The 17,262-nt window shown below is 49.2% G+C and carries 23 protein-coding genes; 5 read left to right on the plus strand and 18 right to left on the minus strand.

The features are described from left to right. Positions 1-15: 15 nt before the first annotated feature. The 12 genes from tnpC to PSCS_RS07485 all read right to left on the minus strand — a co-directional run bounded on the left by tnpC (position 16) and on the right by PSCS_RS07485 (position 9,631). Positions 16-1,599, minus strand: coding sequence for an IS66 family transposase (tnpC, locus tag PSCS_RS07430; RefSeq protein ID WP_068810616.1), 1,584 nt, complete (start codon positions 1,597-1,599; stop codon positions 16-18). A gap of 85 nt (positions 1,600-1,684) precedes the next feature. Continuing rightward, entirely contained in the window at positions 1,685-2,020 is a 336-nt protein-coding gene (gene tnpB / locus PSCS_RS07435; protein ID WP_068810617.1) for an IS66 family insertion sequence element accessory protein TnpB, read from the minus strand. Continuing rightward, complete coding sequence (gene tnpA / locus PSCS_RS07440; RefSeq protein ID WP_068810618.1) at positions 2,017-2,388, minus strand: IS66-like element accessory protein TnpA; 372 nt, start codon at positions 2,386-2,388, stop codon at positions 2,017-2,019. Before tnpA ends, tnpB begins: the two co-directional genes overlap by 4 nt. A 154-nt stretch (positions 2,389-2,542) precedes the next feature. Next, positions 2,543-3,538 carry a hypothetical protein gene (locus PSCS_RS07445; protein ID WP_068811371.1) on the minus strand — a complete coding sequence of 332 codons (996 nt, stop codon included), beginning with the start codon at positions 3,536-3,538 and terminating at the stop codon, positions 2,543-2,545. After that, complete coding sequence (locus PSCS_RS07450; RefSeq protein ID WP_068811373.1) at positions 3,535-4,638, minus strand: hypothetical protein; 1,104 nt, start codon at positions 4,636-4,638, stop codon at positions 3,535-3,537. Before PSCS_RS07450 ends, PSCS_RS07445 begins: the two co-directional genes overlap by 4 nt. Positions 4,639-4,692: 54 nt before the next feature. Beyond that, complete coding sequence (locus tag PSCS_RS07455) at positions 4,693-6,078, minus strand: DHA2 family efflux MFS transporter permease subunit (protein WP_068811375.1); 1,386 nt, start codon at positions 6,076-6,078, stop codon at positions 4,693-4,695. 154 nt (positions 6,079-6,232) lie between these two features. Further along, entirely contained in the window at positions 6,233-6,499 is a 267-nt protein-coding gene (locus tag PSCS_RS07460) for a Txe/YoeB family addiction module toxin (RefSeq protein ID WP_068811377.1), read from the minus strand. Then, positions 6,492-6,746, minus strand: coding sequence for a type II toxin-antitoxin system Phd/YefM family antitoxin (locus PSCS_RS07465; protein WP_068811402.1), 255 nt, complete (start codon positions 6,744-6,746; stop codon positions 6,492-6,494). Before PSCS_RS07465 ends, PSCS_RS07460 begins: the two co-directional genes overlap by 8 nt. A 172-nt stretch (positions 6,747-6,918) precedes the next feature. Further along, the gene (locus PSCS_RS07470) at positions 6,919-7,689 is read right to left on the minus strand and encodes a sulfite exporter TauE/SafE family protein (RefSeq protein WP_068811379.1); all 771 of its coding nucleotides are present in this window, start codon (positions 7,687-7,689) and stop codon (positions 6,919-6,921) included. 69 nt (positions 7,690-7,758) lie between these two features. After that, positions 7,759-8,211, minus strand: coding sequence for a GNAT family N-acetyltransferase (locus PSCS_RS07475; RefSeq protein WP_068811381.1), 453 nt, complete (start codon positions 8,209-8,211; stop codon positions 7,759-7,761). Between the two features lie 46 nt (positions 8,212-8,257). Next, positions 8,258-9,082, minus strand: a complete 825-nt coding sequence (locus PSCS_RS07480; protein WP_068811383.1) for a class I SAM-dependent methyltransferase — start codon at positions 9,080-9,082, stop codon at positions 8,258-8,260. Positions 9,083-9,133: 51 nt separating this feature from the next. After that, positions 9,134-9,631, minus strand: a complete 498-nt coding sequence (locus PSCS_RS07485) for a GNAT family N-acetyltransferase (RefSeq protein ID WP_068811404.1) — start codon at positions 9,629-9,631, stop codon at positions 9,134-9,136. Positions 9,632-10,133: 502 nt separating this feature from the next. Here PSCS_RS07485 and PSCS_RS07490 point away from each other — a divergent pair. Beyond that, positions 10,134-10,391 carry an AbrB/MazE/SpoVT family DNA-binding domain-containing protein gene (locus tag PSCS_RS07490; protein ID WP_068811384.1) on the plus strand — a complete coding sequence of 86 codons (258 nt, stop codon included), beginning with the start codon at positions 10,134-10,136 and terminating at the stop codon, positions 10,389-10,391. After that, a complete protein-coding gene (locus tag PSCS_RS07495) occupies positions 10,388-10,720 on the plus strand; it encodes a type II toxin-antitoxin system PemK/MazF family toxin (protein WP_068811386.1) in 333 nt (110 codons plus the stop codon). Before PSCS_RS07490 ends, PSCS_RS07495 begins: the two co-directional genes overlap by 4 nt. 5 nt (positions 10,721-10,725) lie before the next feature. Here the strand turns inward: PSCS_RS07495 and PSCS_RS07500 are convergent, their stop codons facing one another. The 3 genes from PSCS_RS07500 to PSCS_RS07510 all read right to left on the minus strand — a co-directional run bounded on the left by PSCS_RS07500 (position 10,726) and on the right by PSCS_RS07510 (position 13,170). Beyond that, on the minus strand, positions 10,726-11,415 hold the full coding sequence (locus tag PSCS_RS07500; RefSeq protein WP_068811388.1) for a pseudouridine synthase: 690 nt from the start codon (positions 11,413-11,415) through the stop codon (positions 10,726-10,728). Positions 11,416-11,510: 95 nt separating this feature from the next. Further along, positions 11,511-12,215 carry a class I SAM-dependent methyltransferase gene (locus PSCS_RS07505; protein ID WP_068811390.1) on the minus strand — a complete coding sequence of 235 codons (705 nt, stop codon included), beginning with the start codon at positions 12,213-12,215 and terminating at the stop codon, positions 11,511-11,513. A gap of 61 nt (positions 12,216-12,276) precedes the next feature. Next, entirely contained in the window at positions 12,277-13,170 is an 894-nt protein-coding gene (locus tag PSCS_RS07510) for an NAD(P)/FAD-dependent oxidoreductase (RefSeq protein WP_068811392.1), read from the minus strand. Between the two features lie 129 nt (positions 13,171-13,299). Between PSCS_RS07510 and PSCS_RS07515 the strand changes: the two genes are divergently transcribed. Further along, a complete protein-coding gene (locus tag PSCS_RS07515; RefSeq protein WP_068811394.1) occupies positions 13,300-13,710 on the plus strand; it encodes an Rrf2 family transcriptional regulator in 411 nt (136 codons plus the stop codon). Between the two features lie 5 nt (positions 13,711-13,715). Here PSCS_RS07515 and PSCS_RS07520 read toward each other — a convergent pair whose 3' ends face one another. Beyond that, the gene (locus PSCS_RS07520; protein WP_068811396.1) at positions 13,716-14,012 is read right to left on the minus strand and encodes a hypothetical protein; all 297 of its coding nucleotides are present in this window, start codon (positions 14,010-14,012) and stop codon (positions 13,716-13,718) included. Positions 14,013-14,155: 143 nt separating this feature from the next. Here PSCS_RS07520 and PSCS_RS07525 point away from each other — a divergent pair, with 143 nt between their 5' ends. Beyond that, the gene (locus tag PSCS_RS07525) at positions 14,156-14,887 is read left to right on the plus strand and encodes a DUF4214 domain-containing protein (RefSeq protein WP_068893787.1); all 732 of its coding nucleotides are present in this window, start codon (positions 14,156-14,158) and stop codon (positions 14,885-14,887) included. Positions 14,888-15,050: 163 nt separating this feature from the next. Next, complete coding sequence (locus PSCS_RS07530; protein ID WP_082866579.1) at positions 15,051-15,527, plus strand: Rid family hydrolase; 477 nt, start codon at positions 15,051-15,053, stop codon at positions 15,525-15,527. Between the two features lie 244 nt (positions 15,528-15,771). On the opposite strand, the gene PSCS_RS07535 is transcribed toward PSCS_RS07530, so the two are convergent. Beyond that, complete coding sequence (locus PSCS_RS07535) at positions 15,772-16,077, minus strand: HTH-like domain-containing protein (RefSeq protein ID WP_229694704.1); 306 nt, start codon at positions 16,075-16,077, stop codon at positions 15,772-15,774. A gap of 22 nt (positions 16,078-16,099) precedes the next feature. Beyond that, positions 16,100-17,262, minus strand: a protein-coding gene (locus PSCS_RS07540; RefSeq protein WP_232790082.1) for an IS3 family transposase whose coding sequence is annotated in 2 segments (ribosomal slippage) — positions 16,100-17,028 and positions 17,028-17,262 — 1,164 coding nt annotated over the 2 segments. Because the reading frame shifts where the segments join, the coding sequence is not laid out codon by codon here. This gene is flagged as partial in the annotation.

Consider the following 17,262-nt stretch of genomic DNA (forward strand, 5'->3'; position numbering starts at 1 on the left):
GTAAGCGTTCGCTCATCACACATTGACAGCCGTTTCCGGACTCCAGCTGTGTGGCAGCAGCTCAGCAATGGCACTGGCCTGCTGGGTCGGCAATCGGGCCAACACATCTTTCAGGTACTCATAAGGATCGTGACCGTTTAACCGGGCCGACTGTATCAGACTCATCACAGCAGCGGCACGCCGCCCGCTGCGAAGCGAGCCAGCAAAGAGCCAGTTTTTGCGACCCAGCGCCCAGGGACGCATCTGGTTTTCAACCTGATTGTTGTCGATGGGCACACCGCCATCATCCAGATAACGGATCAGGGCACCCCAGCGTTTTAAACTGTAATCGATAGCCTTAGCCGTTGCTGTGCCATCAGGCACTTTTTGACGACTGGCCACCAGCCAGGTATGTAGCTCATCGGCAATCGGTTTGGCACGTTGTTGCCTGAGTATATGGCGCTGCTGATCATCAAGCCCCTTGGCCTGACGCTCTATCTCATAGAGTCGGCCGATCTGCTCCAGGGCAGTGGCCGCCAGCGTGCTTTTACTGCTCTCATGCAGCTCGAAGAACTTACGACGAGCGTGCGCCATGCAAGCCACTTCGCTCACACCCTGGCCAAAGCTGGCTTTGTAACCGCTGTAATCGTCGCAGACCAGCTTGCCCTGCCAGCCCTCAAGGAAGCGGCGGGCATGCTCACCGGCACGCGAGGGTGCAAAGTCATACACCACTGCCTTGGTGTCAGCATAAGGGGTCGTGCAGTACGCCCAGATGTAGGCTCGACTGGTCTTTTTCTTACCCGGCTCCAGCACCGGCACCGGTGTTTCATCGGCGTGCACAACCGGATGATTCAGGATCGTCTCACGCAGCGCATCGGCCAGCGGCTGCAGGGCGTGACCACAGCGGCCCACCCAATCCGCCAAGGTGGAACGGGCAATCGGGTAACCGGCCCGGCCAAAGATGTGTTCCTGGCGATACAGTGGCAGGTGATCGGCGTACTTGGCCACCAGTACGTGGGCCAGTAATCCGGTGGTCGGCAGGCCTTTATCGATCACGTGTGCTGGAACCGGTGCCTGGGTCAGGGTTTCGCAGTCAGTGCAGATCCACTTGCCACGGATATGCTGCTCGACACTGAACACACCGGGTGTATAGTCCAGCTTCTCGCTGATGTCTTCGCCGATGCGTTTGAGCTGACAACCACACTGGCAATGCGTGTTCTGAGGTTCGTGCCGTATGAGTGTACGAGGCAGCTCAGCTGGCAATGCCACCCGCTTGGGCTGCGTTTTGGGTTTGTTGTTGATCGGCTCATCTTTGACCAGATCTGCCCACTGCTGTTCGATGGCGCTGGTGTCGGCATCGATGATGTCCTCAAGCAGACTGCGCTGCAGTGAGTCGAGCTTCTCGCTTTGTTTACCGAACTTTAAACGGCGAAGCAGCAGCAACTCATGTGAAAGCTTGGCGTTGACCGCTTCCAGGTGCTGGTTGCGCTGCTCAATACGCTCAGTGCGTTGTTGCAGGGCTTGCACCTCGACCTGCTGCTCGGCGGCATTACCCATGAGCTGGGTGACCAGGGCGCGCAGTTGTTCGGCATCCAGCTTGTTCAGATCCGGTTGAGTCATGGCACAAGTATGCCACTGCCAGGCGTTCAGTTCGATACGCTTATTGGGTAATAGCACTGAGCACAAGGGTATGATTCGATATACATTACACGATAGTGACCACCCCGGCTTCGCCGATGCGCTGCCAGGGCAGACCTTGAACCAGCGCCTGCAGCTGCTCATCACTGAGCGACAGCTGCGCCGCTTGCCACGGCTCGCTCCAGTAGAACTTACCGCGGTTCAACCGCCGGGCACACAGCCAGATGCCCAGGCCGTCGTGGATCAGCACCTTCATCCGGTTGGCGCGCTTGTTGGCAAACAAATACGCACAATGCGGCCGGGCACTGCCGAAGACTTGAACCACCCGCGCCAGTGCCGTATCAGGACCGGCGCGCATATCCAGCGGTTCAGTGGCCAGCCAGATCTGATCAATACGGATCACTGTAACAGCTCTCGCAACAACGCCAGGCATCGCTCCATCTGTGAGAGCGGCAAACTGATGTTGATGCTCTGATGGCGATACGGAATCTCCATCCGGATTGATTCACTGTCAACGCCTTGTCTGGCACTTGATACGGACGAGGCCTGACCAGGCATTGGCAGTGCGACAAAGCTCGGTGTCGTGTCAGTCGTGTTGTTCTTCGCCAATCGAATCCATTTACGCAGCATGTTGGCGTTAAGTCCGTGCTCCAGTGCGACACGGGCCACCGAGGCGCCAGGTTGCAAACTGGCAGTAATGACTTTGTGTTTGAATGCCTGGGTATAGCGTTTGCGCTTAGGTGCGCGGTTAACTACGCTTATTTCGTTCATGATAGGTGTCCGCTTAAAAATAAGTGGACACTATCGAATCAGACGCATGTCAATTCAAGATGTGATGGCCGGACGGATACTTTTGATGGAGCTTTTAAGACTTCTATCTTTTTACAGTATTTTCATCATTAAGTTCGCTTAACATGAAAATAATTTAACGCACTTCAAGCGTAGGCAAGTAAGTGTCATGCTCAACCGCAACACGTATAGGATCGGCATAGATGTATCCAACTCTACCAATACTGTCTGTGATGCGAAGAGTCGGTCTAGGCACTTCCCAAATATTTTGCTTATAAACTAATGCACGATATCGAACCGGGAATGTCAAACCTTCGACAGACTCATTGGCTCCTATTTTTAACTGCCTTTTCTGGCAAACCTGTGGGATTGAGCACCCTCTTACGTTATATGCAGCCCCAAAACTCGTACCACTTAAAGATTTTGATAGCGTATACTCCTGGTCAGTATGATTGACTACCCTGGCATTCAGTTCAAACGTATCGCCAACCTGCACAATCTCCGGATAGTCAATGAACAAATCCATTTCCGCTCTAACAATACCAGCCATAGGGTTAATTGTATTTAATGACGGTAACACTTGCGGATTATCGGGATCAGCCACAATACGAATCAGGTCCCGATCCAGATAAAGCTCAGGAAGTAGACGATCATCAGTATCGTACATTCTTAACGTGATATTGCTCATTAGCAGAATCGTCCCGGGTGTTGCCGATTCAGCAATATCCAGATACCGATATGTCATAGTGACACTATCGCCCGGGTTGATCGGAAACACATCATTACGCTTCGTATCGCATGCCCGTTTCAGCCCATAGCTCGCGTTATTATCCAATAAGGGACAACCGTTAGCCTCTATGATTTCCAGAAAAGAATAACGGTTTAACAGTTCAACTTCATAGCGTTGCGGTAGAAAACTGGCATTGGCAATAACAACACCAGAATCTTCAGGGTTATTAACACGCACCTGCAATGTTTGTGTCTCACCTGGTGAGATGTAAGCTATATCAGTGATAACATCAGCACGAATTCGTTGTTCTGCCGCATCTGCAATAAGTGGTAAACCCAAGATAGCCTGAAAGGCTAACAAGATGATTGCTCGGCATAATCTCACCTGAGATAGGTGCTTCATTGTTTCGCCTCCTTTAACACCCAAATACCGTTGCGCATGAAAAAATCGTTCGCACCAGAAGCGCCAGTGTTCGATGTACCAAGATAGAAGCTCCCGAACCCTCTATCCAAATAAACAGAAACCGAGGCTTCCAGAAAGGCATTGGGTACCTCGCTTGTACCAATGATGAAGCCACTTAATGAATCACTTGAGTGCTCAGGACGGCGAACTGAATTAGTGATACCAAACAGCTCATGAAAACTTTGCGCGACTGGCATAAGTTGCTGTCTTTCACTTTCGTAACCATGAAAAAACACGCTGCGAGCAAAAAGAGCATATTCTGGTAACGGGACTCCTGATGAATAGATGTGGTTCAAAAATAACTGTTTGACTTCATCACTGTTGGCAACGCGATATTCTTCCAACGCACCTTCTGGCTCAAAATCTCCCAAAACAGATAAAAACAGTTTGTCCTGAAACCTGGAGAGCGGGAGCCATTCATAGCCGGTATTGGGATCGTAAATTATCCAGGAATCCTCTTCTTCACCAGAAATGTCTATTCGCTGAAGTGGTTCCCGAACGGGTGCTTCAAAGACAGCGTAATCACTCATATCACCTTCATGAGTGATTACAATTTTTATGGGATCCAACGACACACGGCTACGCGTATTATTAAAGCCTACCTTAGAAACGCTCAAAAATGATTTATTAATGAGCATATCACCGCTAAATAAATTTTCGGCTTCATAATAGAATTCGCGCAGGTGTACTTCGCTAGAACCACCTGGCTTTAACATCACTCTTGAAAAGAATTCATTATTATCGACGGCTTTTTCAAAAATGCGGTATGAGCTGGCATGACTACCAGTAATGGATTGCCCCCAGGAAACAGAAACTAACTCGTGCGATTCTGTTGTATTGAGTAAAGATGCAGTGACTGAAAAATTCTCGCCTGCTTTGACCTGGGACGGGTAATCCAATGTGACCTGGATGCCATCAATCTCAACTTCTACAGATTCTGCCGACAATTCAGCCACCGGGAGTAATAACAGTATGACTGCCAGGCATTTTCTGGCGGCCTGTCTGAGGGAATACTGTCTTTCAAAGAAGTTGGGCGACATTACACACCTGTAAGTGTATCCCTGTAAGGAATCTGTTGTTATTTGTTGTTCACATTATGAAGCTTCTGCTTTTTTATGCAAAAACATCACCAACGCCGTCACCAATGTTAATGCGGAAACTCCCGCAATGAAAGCAAAGGCCAAAAACTGGGCAAAAGGATCGGCACTGCCTCCGAGTTGCTGGAGCACAATCACCACAACCATGGCGCCTATCGCGCCGCCTACCCGCTGCACGATATTCACCAATGTCGTGGCATCCCCCATCTCTTTTTTGGAGACAGCGCTGTAGGCAGCCGTCATCGCTGGCATTTGCACCAGCCCCAGACCGATCCCCCTGACAAGCAGAATGGCTGTCAGTGCGATATAAGCCGGATCACCCGGCAGAAGAAATGGCACGGTGCTGACCAGCAACAAGGCTGCCCCGCCCAGGGAGACAATGCCAGCGCCAAAGCGATCCGTCATCATGCCTGCAAAGGGCAAGGCAATGGCACTGCCCATTCCCATCACCAGAAACCAGAGTCCCGCCTGCAGAGGCCCCTGATTGGCAATCAACTGCAGGTACAAGGGAAGCAAAAGCATCCCGCCATACATGTTCATGCCACTAAGCCCAGCGGTTAAAGTCGCTGAGGAAAAGGCTGGACGGGCCAGCAAACGAATATCAATCAAGGGGTTGGCTACGCGCAACGCAGAGATAATAAAGAGGCAGGTAAGGATCAGACCGGCAGCGACACTGAGCACTGTGGTCAATGCCAGTTCACCAACACCTGCCCCCAGGGCGCCGTAAAGCAGTAATGGCAAGCCTATGCCCAGCAATAGTAAGCCCCGGTGGTCCAGTTCACGAGCGTTGTCCGTCCTGCCTCTGGGCACCAGGCCCGGCGCTGCCATCAGGGCGGCTAACCCGATAGGTACATTGATCCAGAACACCCAGCGCCACGATGCCGTCTCCAGGAAAAAACCACCGACAGCCGGGCCGACCGCAGGTCCAAGTGCTATGACGAAACCCAGCAATCCAAAGATTCTGCCTAGCTGTCTTTTCTCGACGGTTGAACCGATCACAGCCTGCCCGGCCGGCACCATTAACCCACCTGCCAGGCCCTGTAAAATACGAGCAATAATAAGCGTAGATGGATTAGGCGCCATGGCACACAAAATGGAAGCGGCAACAAAAACAGCCAGGCTGATTGTCCAGACACGCCCATAACCATAACGAACACCGAGCCAGGCAGCCGCGGGCAGGGAGACGGCCAGGGCGCAGAGGTAGTCGGTAGCAACCCACTGCACAATGGGTAAAGTAGAAGAGAAATCGCTGCGAATCGATTCAATCGCGAGATTGACAACCGTTGAATCGAGCATGGCAATAAAAGCGCCCGCACCGGTAACTGCGGAAATACCCCAGGCTCGCATGGGGATGGGAGGTGGTTTTTGATCTGTAGCATCCATGACTCGCTATAGTACCGTTTGTGCTATGCATTATGTAGAGGCTGATTATTTGACTAAAACCACCAATCGAAACAAGATGGAACCAACGCCCCTTTCTGCTGTGGAACTAGCAGCAAAAGTAGAAACCCTTCGTAACCAGGTCAGCGTGCATGACCTATCTTTCGTAATGATAGCGACAAGAAATGATCGTAAATTGCTTCTTCTCAACGGCATAAACCAAACGATGGGAATCATCAATTCTCCTGGACCAAAACCCGGCCAGACTTTCTTTCAGTGGCTCGGGTTTGCCAATCCCTTCAAAAGGGGATCGCAAGGTATCCTGAACCAGCTTGTTAATTCGCTTCAGTGTTTTTTTGTCCTGGGTTTGCCAGTATTTGTAATCCGACCAAGCCTCTCTCGTCCATGAAAGAATCTCAATCATCGGTCAGCTCATGCTCCTCGGTTTTACCAGATCGATATTGTTTGATGGACTTGGCCAAATGAGCAGCGTTGACGGGGCTTTTCAACAGGTGGACTGTCTCCATTAACCCATTAAAGTGATCGAGTGACATCACGACAGCATCTTCGGCATCCCGGCGCGTAATAACTGTATAATCTGCGTCATTAACCACTTGATCCAACACACTTTTTAACTTATTTCTGGCATCTGAAAAACTGATAACCCGCATCTTCAACCCCATCAATTGTACAACTTACAGCACAAGTATAACTTGTACTGTTAATTGTTCAAGTGAAAGATATATTTTCACTTTCATAGGGTCCTTTGTCTTAAGTTATAGCAGTTTATCTCGTGTAGGTTTGGCTCAACCCATCAGCCCTACTACAAAAATCATACTGGGGCTAAGGGATATAAGTATCAACAAAGAAATAGACCGTAATGCTGCAGCTCGCCAGAATCACAAAGTTCCGTGTGTATTTCTGCGATAACCGCCTGGAAATATGAGCAGCGACATAGCCACCAAGCAATGTGCCAAGCAGCACAATACCTCCCTCATACCAGGCGATGATGCCATCATAGATAAACACCGCGATCGCAATCAGTGATACGCTTGATGAGATCAGGAGCTTCATCCCGTTCATCGTATTGATGTCGTTGTAACCGGCCAGTGCAAGATAGCTCAGCGCGATGATGCCAAGTCCGGCATTAAAGAATCCACCGTAGACGCAGACGCCAAGCAGCAGCAACAATAAAAGCAGACTTCCAAGCGAAGATGCGTGTTTACTACTGGAAGCCAACTGTTTCAAGGCGTAGTTGATTTTCCCGCCAAAGATAAACAGCACCGTTGCAAAGAGAAGCAGCCAGGGTATGGCCTCTTGAAAGACTGATTCCGGTGTTCGAAGTAACAGCCACGCACCAATAACACCACCTGTCAGGCTGGTGAGGATCAGTTTTGGAAGCTCTTTTCGATGAACCTTCAGCTCTTCCCGAAACGCCCAGGCGCCACTGATGTAGCCGGCACATGATGAGAAAGTATTGGTTGCATTGGCACTGATCGGCGTGACTCCAACCAGCAACAGTGCCGGAAATGTGATAAAACTCCCGCCGCCCGCAACAGAGTTGAGAACACCGCCGCTGAAGCCGGCGGCCAAAAGAACCAGTAGCTCAAGCATTTTTGTTTACTGCCACCCTGCATCTCCAATCTCTTCGCTTGTGATTAGCTCTGACAACACTCAAGCAGATCATGTTGAAATCGACATGAGGGGCCGACTTTGAAAGTATATACAATTATCATCATCACGATACTCAGTGTACCCTAGAGCTTCGTAGAAACCAGCCACAGGGTTGACTTTCATAACGGTGAATCGAAGCGGCAAATTCATGGTCCTCGCCAATACTTGAAGGTGATGCATGCTGAAACGTCCAACCCCTCGACTCTGGTACTCAGGACTTACCAGCAACATATGCAACCACAGACAGTCCTGCTGTTCTTTGGCGCAAAAACCAGCAACCTTCAGGTCACCATCTAAAACGATTTGAAAGTTCTCGACACCTAGCTTGTTCCTGAAACCGTCACGCTGCACCTTCTCGTCCCAACCCCATGTCGCCTCGACATATGATTTCAGGGTTGTGAGGTATAATTGCCACAACCAGTCTTCGTCTTCAGGCAAGGCTTTACGTAATTTTAGCTGCATAAAAACCCCAATTAACTACTGCGCCATTTCTGACAATGTTGTGATATTAACTACGCTTCCTCGCTATCACAATCATATGTGTCCCCGCCTCAACCATCCCTGTCGAGTCGCTGGCTTCGATTTCCATATCTATCAAGCTTTGCCACTGTTCAGGGTTCTCTCGCAGTGTCGCCAGAATCTCCGTGTGCGTAGAAGACATTGTGTTGGAAGCGGCCAGTGTGATGACATCAAAACCATTACGGATCATCGCTTCACGTAATTCCTCTGAACGAAACAGGTGACAGAAGTGTGTGGTACCTGGATAGGTTTCTGCCGTCAGGTCGCCATTTGCGGCGACTGGTGTTGGGTCGCTCTCAGGAAAGCTGGCAAAATATCGGTGCAAGGTGCCCCAAAGGGACATAACGCTGGCAATCAGCAGCCCGTCCATTTTTAGCACACGATGGCATTCGGATAAGGCCTGGTCAAGGTGGTCAAAAACATAACTGAGTGGCCCACCGTAAGCCACCACTGCGTCAAAACTGTTATCAGTAAATTGGCCTAGATCGGTGACGTCTACTTTCTGCCAGTCGCTGATGGAGGCAGAAAAGCCTAACTCTTTGGCTTTCTGCCGATTAGCATCAAGCTGTATCTCGGATATATCGCTGACCAGTATATTGCAGCCTATCTCATGCAATGTTTGGGTGAAGCGTCCTGGCCCTGCCCCGACCTCAAGTACACTCAGCCCTTTGGTCAGGTGCTCATACAAATAGTGATTATGGACGTGCAGTTTGACTTCTTGTTCAGGGTTTTGAATCAGGCGCTGCCATTCGCGTTCAACATCTATGCTGTAATAGGCGGTGACGTGCTCGGCGCTGTATTTAAATGATGACATTGAGGCTCTTCTTGATCTTCCTGCTCGTTATTCTTGTTATTCAGCTTTTGATTATGAGTGAGGCCTCAGTAAAGCGTAAACATGCTCATCAAAGAATTCTCCCTCGTTATAGAGAGCTTTTTTCAACACAGCCTCTTTATGGAAACCGGCTTTTTCCAGTACTTTCATGGAGGCAATGTTGTCTTCGTAAACCCACGCCTGCAATCTCTCGACTTCGGTATTACGGAACAACTCCTCTATGAAAATCGTCAAAGCGCGAGTAACGATCCCCTGCCCCCAGTAAGGCTCACCGAGCCAGTAACCGGTACTGTATTGTCTGCATTTTTCGCCCTCGCCAATCACGGAGCCTATCGTGCCCACGAACAGCCCATCCTGTTCAATCACGCGATGAATCCCCTCTTTGCAGCCTTCATTGATCCACCAGGTTGCGTCCTGTTCGGTGTAGGGGTGTGGGAAACTGGCTTTCAAGCGCCGGGCAACGGCCGGATTGTTGGCTAGTTCGACCAGGCGGGGAGTGTCGCTTTGTCTGAATTCTCTGAGAGTGATCATACACTGCAATATTACGGTTGTTTTAATTCTAGAGTACAGGCATAAGGACCGAACCCCATTCCTACGATACCCTTCTTTAATGAAGAACTGACGTAGGAAGATATGATCGGGCAGTTCTCGCCACAAGGCATACCCAATGATTTTACTATCCTGGTCACGGATAATCTAATAATCATAGCCCTAAGATTTTCAATCTTTAGTTTACTGATTCTGAAATTTTCTGAAATCCCAAGGGCATTCGCTTCCCCTTGCATGGCTTTGATCTTGTCCCATCCACCTCTTCCGGTAGTGATATGTCCGGTAGTGATATGAGGTGTGTAAGGACGATTTTTGAGGAATGTTGCCAATGGCCTGATAAAGACTGTCATTATCTGTATTCAAGCAGCACTGGTATGCACATGCTAGAAGTATAAGAGCACACCATGCTTAGGCCATGTATAAACATTGTATAAACCACCTTTACGCGATAATATAAACATTGTTTAAACACGAGGTACTTGTGATGCAAACGATTATCAGAAAATGGGGAAATTCAGCAGGTGCGATTATTCCAGCCGCCGCGCTTTCCAAAGCAGGTATGAACCTGGGCGACACGATAGAGATTGATGCCGAAAAAGGGGTTATCCGGTTTAAGCAGGCAGAACCTGAGTATAGCCTGGATCAACTCTTGGACGCTTCGCCAGAGAAATCGCTTCAAGTTGATGATGAAGATCGCGAATGGCTGCAAGACAGCCCAGTCGGGGAGGAGTTTGGCGAATGACAGGATATGTCCCAAAACGAGGTGATATCGTATGGACAAACTTCGACCCCTCGGCTGGTCATGAACAGGCTAGAAAGCGGCCAGCGTTGGTCCTGTCCCCTGAACTTTTTAATCAAAAAAGCAAACTTGCTTTGGTGGTGCCTATTACCAGCAAAGTCCGGGGACATGGTTTTGAGGTAGCCCTGACTGGCACGGCGACTGAAGGAGTTGTGCTGTGCCATCAGATGAAAACCATTGATTTCAATACCCGTGGTATTGCATTGATTGAAGAGGCGCCAGATCAAATCACCAGGGAAGTGCTGGCAAAAGTCAAAGTTCTGATTTCCTGAATTCGCTACTCACTCCCACCCAGCACCCGCCACTCCCCCACTGCCAGCCCGTCCAGCGTGATATCGCCAACAGATATCCGATGCAGTGAAAGCACCTCATTCTGGAAGTAACCAAACATGCGTTTGACCTGGTGGTATTTTCCTTCGACCAAAGAAATGCGGGCCTGGTATGGGCTCAGTATCTCTAACTGGGCAGGCTGCGTGGTGATATCTTCATAAGCAAAGTAAATGCCTTGCAGGAAGACCTTGGCGTATTCCCCGGTTACGGCTTTGGACAGGGTGACTTCGTAGGTTTTACTGAGTTTGGTTGCTGGCAGACTGATTTTGCGTGACCAGGCACCATCGTTGGTCAGCAGCACAAGTCCTGTGGAATTGAAGTCGAGACGACCGGCGATGTGCAGCTCATGTTTGAGCGGGTGATCGATCAGATCAAGCACAGTCGTATGTTCGGGGTCTTTGGTAGCGCTGACCACTCCTTTGGGTTTGTTAAGTATGATGTAAAGGGGCTGGTTATTTTGCAGACAGTGATCGTCGAGCATGACATGAGTAAATTTACTGACTTTCTGCTGGATAGAATCTGCCGCTTGTCCATCCACTCGTATGCGTTTTTGGGCCAATAACAATTGAATGTCTGACAGCTTGTATGAGCTGTTCTGACTGACGAAGCGGTCGAGTCGGGTGGATTTGTAGGTCATGCCGGGATTAGCCTTGATACGATCAGTTTCATCACTCTACTTATTCACCACTCTACCTATTCACTACCCACCTTACTTCGAACGATGTCTGTAAACTAGCACTCTGGTGATTTTACTGCCCGCCAGGCATGAATCAAGCCAGCCTGGTAAAATAATACCGGTAAATCAAAACCACCGGACTTAATCACATCCGCTATACTCTCTGGCGACATGACACCGACATCATGCTGGTAGGCGTGACGCATCCGCGCCAGGTTCTCGGGAGTAATGCCACCCGCAGACATCATGTTCATCCAGGCCTTTAACAGCACATCGTATTCAGGCGAGCCTGTATCGGAGGCCAGGTCAGCACTGGCCAGTAACCCATTGGGCTTGAGTCTGCTTGATATCTCGGCAAAGAACAATGATCGCTCGCGCGTATCCAGTATAAACTGGGAAACCAGGAAGCAGGTGGCAGCATCATAGGGTTCAGGTGTGACAAGTGACTCTAGATAACCTTGATGGAAAAGGCAACGCGATGCAAACCCCTGCTCCCCAGCCTGCTGCCGACAAATGTCCAGCATCGGCCCGGATGGCTCTACTGCCGTAAAGCGCCATCCTGGCTTCTTCCCGGCGAGAAAACTTAATTCTGCACCGGTGCCAGCGCCAACACAAAGAATGTTTGCGTCCTCGGGCACTTCATAAAACATGGTCTCCAGCAGCATATACATGCACTGCCGGATCGGCGCTGTGTTCGCCCATTGCGAATCATAGTGTGCTGCCTGCTTGTCGAACAGGGCCGTGATTTCATCTTTGTTCATTTCATTCTCACTTGCCGGAAAACAACACTGCAAACCTGCAGTCAATCAGTACAGTCAGGCATCACTCAAAAATGAATGAACGGTGAGCGGCAATGCCTGCCATGCAACCGGAGGCAATGGCAAAAGTGCCATTCTGCATGGCATTCGATAAATCACCGGCAACAAACACCCCTTCCATTGAGCTCTCTTTCATTTCGTTCACTTTAACGATAGCGCCAAGCGGAGCCTCTTCCAGTTCGAGTGCCAACTGTTCTATCAGTGACGGGAGCTGAATTCTGGGTGCTACGTATAAGCCTTCCAGCAGGAGCAAACGTCCATCTGACAATTTCACTTGATCCATATCACTGTGGTGACCCATTACCGCAACAACGGGTGTTCGTTCTATGGTCACGCCGCGAGACTGTAAATGCGCTAGTGTTTCCGCCTGTGGTTCATATTCTCCCTGTGTAAACAGGGTTGTGGCGCCCCACTCGGGAATCATTGCTGCCTGATGAAAAGACATGTCATTGCTGGCCAGCACACCCAGCGGACGATCACTTAACTCATAGCCGTGGCAATATGGACAATGCATCACGCTCTTGCCCCAGCGTTCCTGCAAGCCCGGAATTTCCGGCAATTTGTCTGTTATCCCCATGGCCAGAATGACGCGTTTGCAGTCAATGTTCATGCCCTTTTCCGTTTGAGCATTGAAGCCGGTCGGTGTCTTTTCGATGGCGCTCACGATGTCTTCCTTCAAATCAAATGTCGGATAGGCACGCAGTTGCGACAGCGCTGTCGTGTGGATCTCTTCCGGTGTTTTTCCGTCGATACAGAATATGCCATGCGACGCTGCTGAGAAACGGTTCCGGGGCGCACCGGCATCAACGACCAGGACATTGCGTCGCCCCCGAACCAGTTGCATAGCCGCTGTCAGGCCAGCAAAACTGCCACCTACAATCAGGACATCTACGTTCATAAGCACCTCTTATAAGAACATCTGACATTCACGATACTTTTATTGTTACATTAAAGGTCAAAGAAAGGCAATACACGTATCTCGAATAGTTACGTGATATAATAAGCGCCTCTGATTAACAGGTGAACCATGAGAAAAGACAGCCGCCTCTCCCGTGTATTACATGTACTGGTCCATTTGGACGCCTTCAAAGCCCCGGTCACCTCGGACACCATGGCTGAGATGCTCAGCACCAATCCTGTTGTGGTCCGCCGGACCATGGCGCTGTTACGGGACAAGGGTTATGTGGAGTCGGTCAAGGGCCACAGTGGTGGCTGGTCGCTATCAAAACCGCTGAATGAGATCACACTGCTGGATGTGCACAATGCGCTGGGATCCAGTTCAGTCTTCACCATTGGTTTGACGGATGAATACACCTCCTGCCCGATTGAGAAAGCAGTCAATGCAGCCCTGGGTGATGTGATGACAGAGGCGGAAGCGTTGATGCTGGAGCGGTTCGGGGAGATTACGCTGGATATGCTGGGTGGGCTGGATCGTTGAGTCGACTATTGCAGTGACATAACGAGGGCCATGACAAAAACCGAAAAAAACAAATAAGGCAATGCCAGTAGAACCGCAATCGCCAGACGTTCCCATTTGATTGAAAGCCCGCTGAGAAGAATCATTGGGGGAAAGAGTAACGGCCAGTATGAAAAGGCTGGAGCTGCTGCGGAATACAGGCTGAGAGGTATAGCCAAAAAAGCAGCCAGATATAAAAATCCGGGCTTCTTTGATAGCAGTGCAAAAACACATAATAATATGCTTAGGTACGAAAAGAGATGAAACAATCCTTGAATGATCATTGAGCTCCTTTTTAACGTGTTTATACCACTGACTGCCGCCTTTTGTGAGACTGATCACAGCTAAGACTTTGTACCGACAAACGAAACAGTGGAAAATCATCATTTATCAATAAAAAATGCTCATTTGGAAAGCGGGAAGCGATATGCCCATAGTTTTAACAAGCGATCTGGCTAACGAGATCACGAATCAGGATACCAATAACCAGCCCGGATTGAATGCTAACAACACTGAGCCAGAAGTTGAGGAAGTGGTTGTGACTGGCGATTTCATTCGCCGTGGTGATGATGGAAACAACACGATAAGTATCTCTATAGGGGGCACAAAAGTTGATGGCAAAGGCGGTATCGATCGTGTGATATTTATGGGGCAGTCCTCCGAAGCGGAAATATCATTCATTGACGATGAATTCAGCGTGACAGTAGAGAGTCACCGAGCAGTTGGTTTAATTGATATCGAGCGCATCTCTTTTGATAACATCAACCTGGCACTTGATATGTCTGGCAATGCCGGCGTGGTGGCTAAAACCCTGGGCGCTGTCTACGGTAAAGATGCCATTACCAACACCGAGTTTGCCGGCATTGGTCTGTTGCAACTGGATAATGGTATGGATTTCGAATCACTGATGGATATCGCGCTGACGGCACGTCTTGGCGCAGACTACAGTGACGCGGAACTGATTAATCTGCTGTATAGCAATGTGGTGGGTGAAGCACCTGACCAGGCTGAGTTTGATGCCTATCAGGACCTGCTTGATAGCGGGCAGATGAACCATGCTCAGTTGGGATTGCTGGCGGCAGAACATGAGTTGAATGCGATAAATATTGATCTGGTGGGGCTGGCCGAGTCAGGTTTGGCTTATGATCTGGCTCTGTAAGATTTTTAGCCTGTTTCTTTAAAGAGCGACTCTGCGACCACTTTCCGATGGCGAATGACCTTTATATAAACACTCATCGAATAGTGGCATACTTGAGCCTGACTTGGTCGACAAACCTGCGAGGCCAATTTACTCTAATTAACATAAAAAAAGAGGAAAATGCATGAAAACATTGAAGTTATTCTCTCTGGCAGTAGCACTGGGTGGAATGTTGGCGACACCTGCCGCAATGGTATCGGCGCAGGAGATCGAGCGTAAAGGCGAAGGCCGGCATTTCTACACTACCATTCGTGTACCAGCCAACGCTGAGTCCCTGTATCTGAGCGGCTCTGGCGCATCCCCGATGGAAGATGGCACCTGGGGCGACATGGAGCAACAGACCATCGATACCTTTAACGGCTTTAAGGAAACCCTCGAAGCGGAAGGCTGGTCGATGTCTGACATTATTCAGGTCAGAGCATTCGCCGTTGCTGGCGACGATGGTGAATTGGATTTCGATGGTTTCAATCGCGGCTACCGTCAATTCTTCGGGACTGAGGAAAACCCTCAGAAGCCGGTTCGTTCTTTTGTTGAAATTAAAGACCTGGTCGTAGATGGCTGGTTAGTTGAAATTGAAGTGCGTGCGGCGCGTGTGCCTTGAGGTACTGAAAACGTTTTAACGGCATAATGGACAAGCCTGGTGCAGTTATGTGCCAGGCCTGCTTTCAGTGCGTCGTAGACCATGGCCATGCCGTCTTTGTGGCCGTATATGATGTTGTTGTGGGTGATGTGTTCCTGGGCGCTGGGATGGACCTGATTTTGGTGACACCCCAATTGAATGGGAGGATGTGGTGTTTTAGTTTTAGTTTTAGTGGGATGGTTTTGATCATACTGCGGTGCTCACTTTATTTGACCCTTACATACCTAGCTAACTTTACACCTTTACTAATTTCTGTACCGTATGACTCATTGATACCAGCAGCTTTTGCTATATCTATTTTTGATACACCTAAATTGGCGATTTCTTTAGCATACTTTACGCCGAACAGATGAATCATTGCTACTGACTCCCCTTCATCAGACTCGAAATACATTTCATGTAGTTTTTTACCCAGATCCTCTAATGTCATAGTTAACCCTGCTTCATAAGTGAATAATGCTTTATAGATATCTTTTACCGTTGAGTATTCTTCAAACTCTCTCTTTTTCACTACTCTCACATTAGTGTAGTGGTCAAGTCATTTTGGCCACGGGTTTATAGCTATCCCAGTACCTCTGTTCTTTCTCATTTGGTGTTAATCCACCGTTGAATGAGTGCGGTCTGAGCTGACTGTAATAGCCATGGATATAATCACCAATACGCTGTTTGGCTTCCGTAAAATACCGGTAACCTGTGACCGGTACCCATTCTGTTTTTAAACTCCTGAAAAACCTTTCCATTGGACTATTGTCCCAACAGTTTCCGCGACGGCTCATACTTTGTTTCATCCGGTATCGCCATACTCTTTGCCTGAATTGACGACTGGTATAATGACTGCCCTGATCGCTGTGGAACATGATGTTCTGCGGCCGCCCGCGACTTTCATAAGCCATTGTCAGGGCCTGACACGTTAAATAGCTGTCCGGTGAATAGCTCATAGCCCAGCCAATTGGCTTTCGGGCAAACAAGTCAATAACAACTGCTAAATATGCCCAACGACTCCCCGCCCAAATAAAACTGACATCACCGCACCACACCTGGTTGGGATGCGAAACGGTAAATTCCCTAGCCAGTAGGTTAGGTATGGCAACATGTTCCTGCGCCGCCTTCTTGTATGCATGTTTGGGCAACTGGCAGCTGACTAAACTGAGTTTTTTCATAATACGCCCGGCACGATATCGAGATAAACTGACTGGGTGCGACTCGTCGTTGGTGACTATATCAGCGATAGTTCTGGCACCAGCTGAGCCTTGACTCAACCGGTGGGCAGTTCGCACTAAACTATGCAATTTGACGGTTTCCGGGTTGATACGTTTATCCCGCTTTTGCCAATACTTGAACGTGCTGCGGTGGACATCCAATACCTCGCACAATATTTTTACCGTATAACGGCGCTTATCGCTCTGACTCAGTCTCTCAACTATCGAGAGTGTTTCATGGAGTCCGACATCAACAGAGCTGAAGCCTTTTTTAAAATATCCTTTTCTAATTCAAGCCGTTCAACCCGTTTCTTTAGCTCTCGTATTTCTCTTTGCTCATCACTGATCGGGGTGCACTGAGCAGTGGTGCCTGAGCGCTCTGCGCGAAGTTGCCTTACCCACTTACCAATCGTTGAGTAACCCACTCCCATCGCATCAGCAGCTTCCTGATGACTGTAACCTTGATCGATAACCAACTGTGCTGTTTCGAGCCTGAA

This window comes from Pseudohongiella nitratireducens, from assembly GCF_001642735.1.
In the GTDB taxonomy this organism is placed as follows: Bacteria; Pseudomonadota; Gammaproteobacteria; order Pseudomonadales; family Pseudohongiellaceae; genus Pseudohongiella; species Pseudohongiella nitratireducens.

Excerpts from the sequence above, each read along its gene's own strand:
- PSCS_RS07470 (WP_068811379.1), bottom strand. The coding sequence starts at position 7,689 with ATGCTTGAGCTACTGGTTCTTTTGGCCGCCGGCTTCAGCGGCGGTGTT.
- PSCS_RS07450 (WP_068811373.1), bottom strand. The coding sequence starts at position 4,638 with ATGTCGCCCAACTTCTTTGAAAGACAGTATTCCCTCAGACAGGCCGCC.
- PSCS_RS07515 (WP_068811394.1), top strand. The coding sequence starts at position 13,300 with ATGAGAAAAGACAGCCGCCTCTCCCGTGTATTACATGTACTGGTCCAT.
- PSCS_RS07445 (WP_068811371.1), bottom strand. The coding sequence starts at position 3,538 with ATGAAGCACCTATCTCAGGTGAGATTATGCCGAGCAATCATCTTGTTA.
- PSCS_RS07465 (WP_068811402.1), bottom strand. The coding sequence starts at position 6,746 with ATGCGGGTTATCAGTTTTTCAGATGCCAGAAATAAGTTAAAAAGTGTG.
- PSCS_RS07455 (WP_068811375.1), bottom strand. The coding sequence starts at position 6,078 with ATGGATGCTACAGATCAAAAACCACCTCCCATCCCCATGCGAGCCTGG.
- PSCS_RS07510 (WP_068811392.1), bottom strand. The coding sequence starts at position 13,170 with ATGAACGTAGATGTCCTGATTGTAGGTGGCAGTTTTGCTGGCCTGACA.
- PSCS_RS07525 (WP_068893787.1), top strand. The coding sequence starts at position 14,156 with ATGCCCATAGTTTTAACAAGCGATCTGGCTAACGAGATCACGAATCAG.
- PSCS_RS07505 (WP_068811390.1), bottom strand. The coding sequence starts at position 12,215 with ATGAACAAAGATGAAATCACGGCCCTGTTCGACAAGCAGGCAGCACAC.
- PSCS_RS07460 (WP_068811377.1), bottom strand. The coding sequence starts at position 6,499 with ATGATTGAGATTCTTTCATGGACGAGAGAGGCTTGGTCGGATTACAAA.
- tnpC (WP_068810616.1), bottom strand. The coding sequence starts at position 1,599 with ATGACTCAACCGGATCTGAACAAGCTGGATGCCGAACAACTGCGCGCC.
- PSCS_RS07485 (WP_068811404.1), bottom strand. The coding sequence starts at position 9,631 with ATGATCACTCTCAGAGAATTCAGACAAAGCGACACTCCCCGCCTGGTC.
- PSCS_RS07495 (WP_068811386.1), top strand. The coding sequence starts at position 10,388 with ATGACAGGATATGTCCCAAAACGAGGTGATATCGTATGGACAAACTTC.
- PSCS_RS07530 (WP_082866579.1), top strand. The coding sequence starts at position 15,051 with ATGAAAACATTGAAGTTATTCTCTCTGGCAGTAGCACTGGGTGGAATG.
- PSCS_RS07520 (WP_068811396.1), bottom strand. The coding sequence starts at position 14,012 with ATGATCATTCAAGGATTGTTTCATCTCTTTTCGTACCTAAGCATATTA.
- PSCS_RS07475 (WP_068811381.1), bottom strand. The coding sequence starts at position 8,211 with ATGCAGCTAAAATTACGTAAAGCCTTGCCTGAAGACGAAGACTGGTTG.
- tnpA (WP_068810618.1), bottom strand. The coding sequence starts at position 2,388 with ATGAACGAAATAAGCGTAGTTAACCGCGCACCTAAGCGCAAACGCTAT.
- PSCS_RS07500 (WP_068811388.1), bottom strand. The coding sequence starts at position 11,415 with ATGACCTACAAATCCACCCGACTCGACCGCTTCGTCAGTCAGAACAGC.
- PSCS_RS07490 (WP_068811384.1), top strand. The coding sequence starts at position 10,134 with ATGCAAACGATTATCAGAAAATGGGGAAATTCAGCAGGTGCGATTATT.
- PSCS_RS07480 (WP_068811383.1), bottom strand. The coding sequence starts at position 9,082 with ATGTCATCATTTAAATACAGCGCCGAGCACGTCACCGCCTATTACAGC.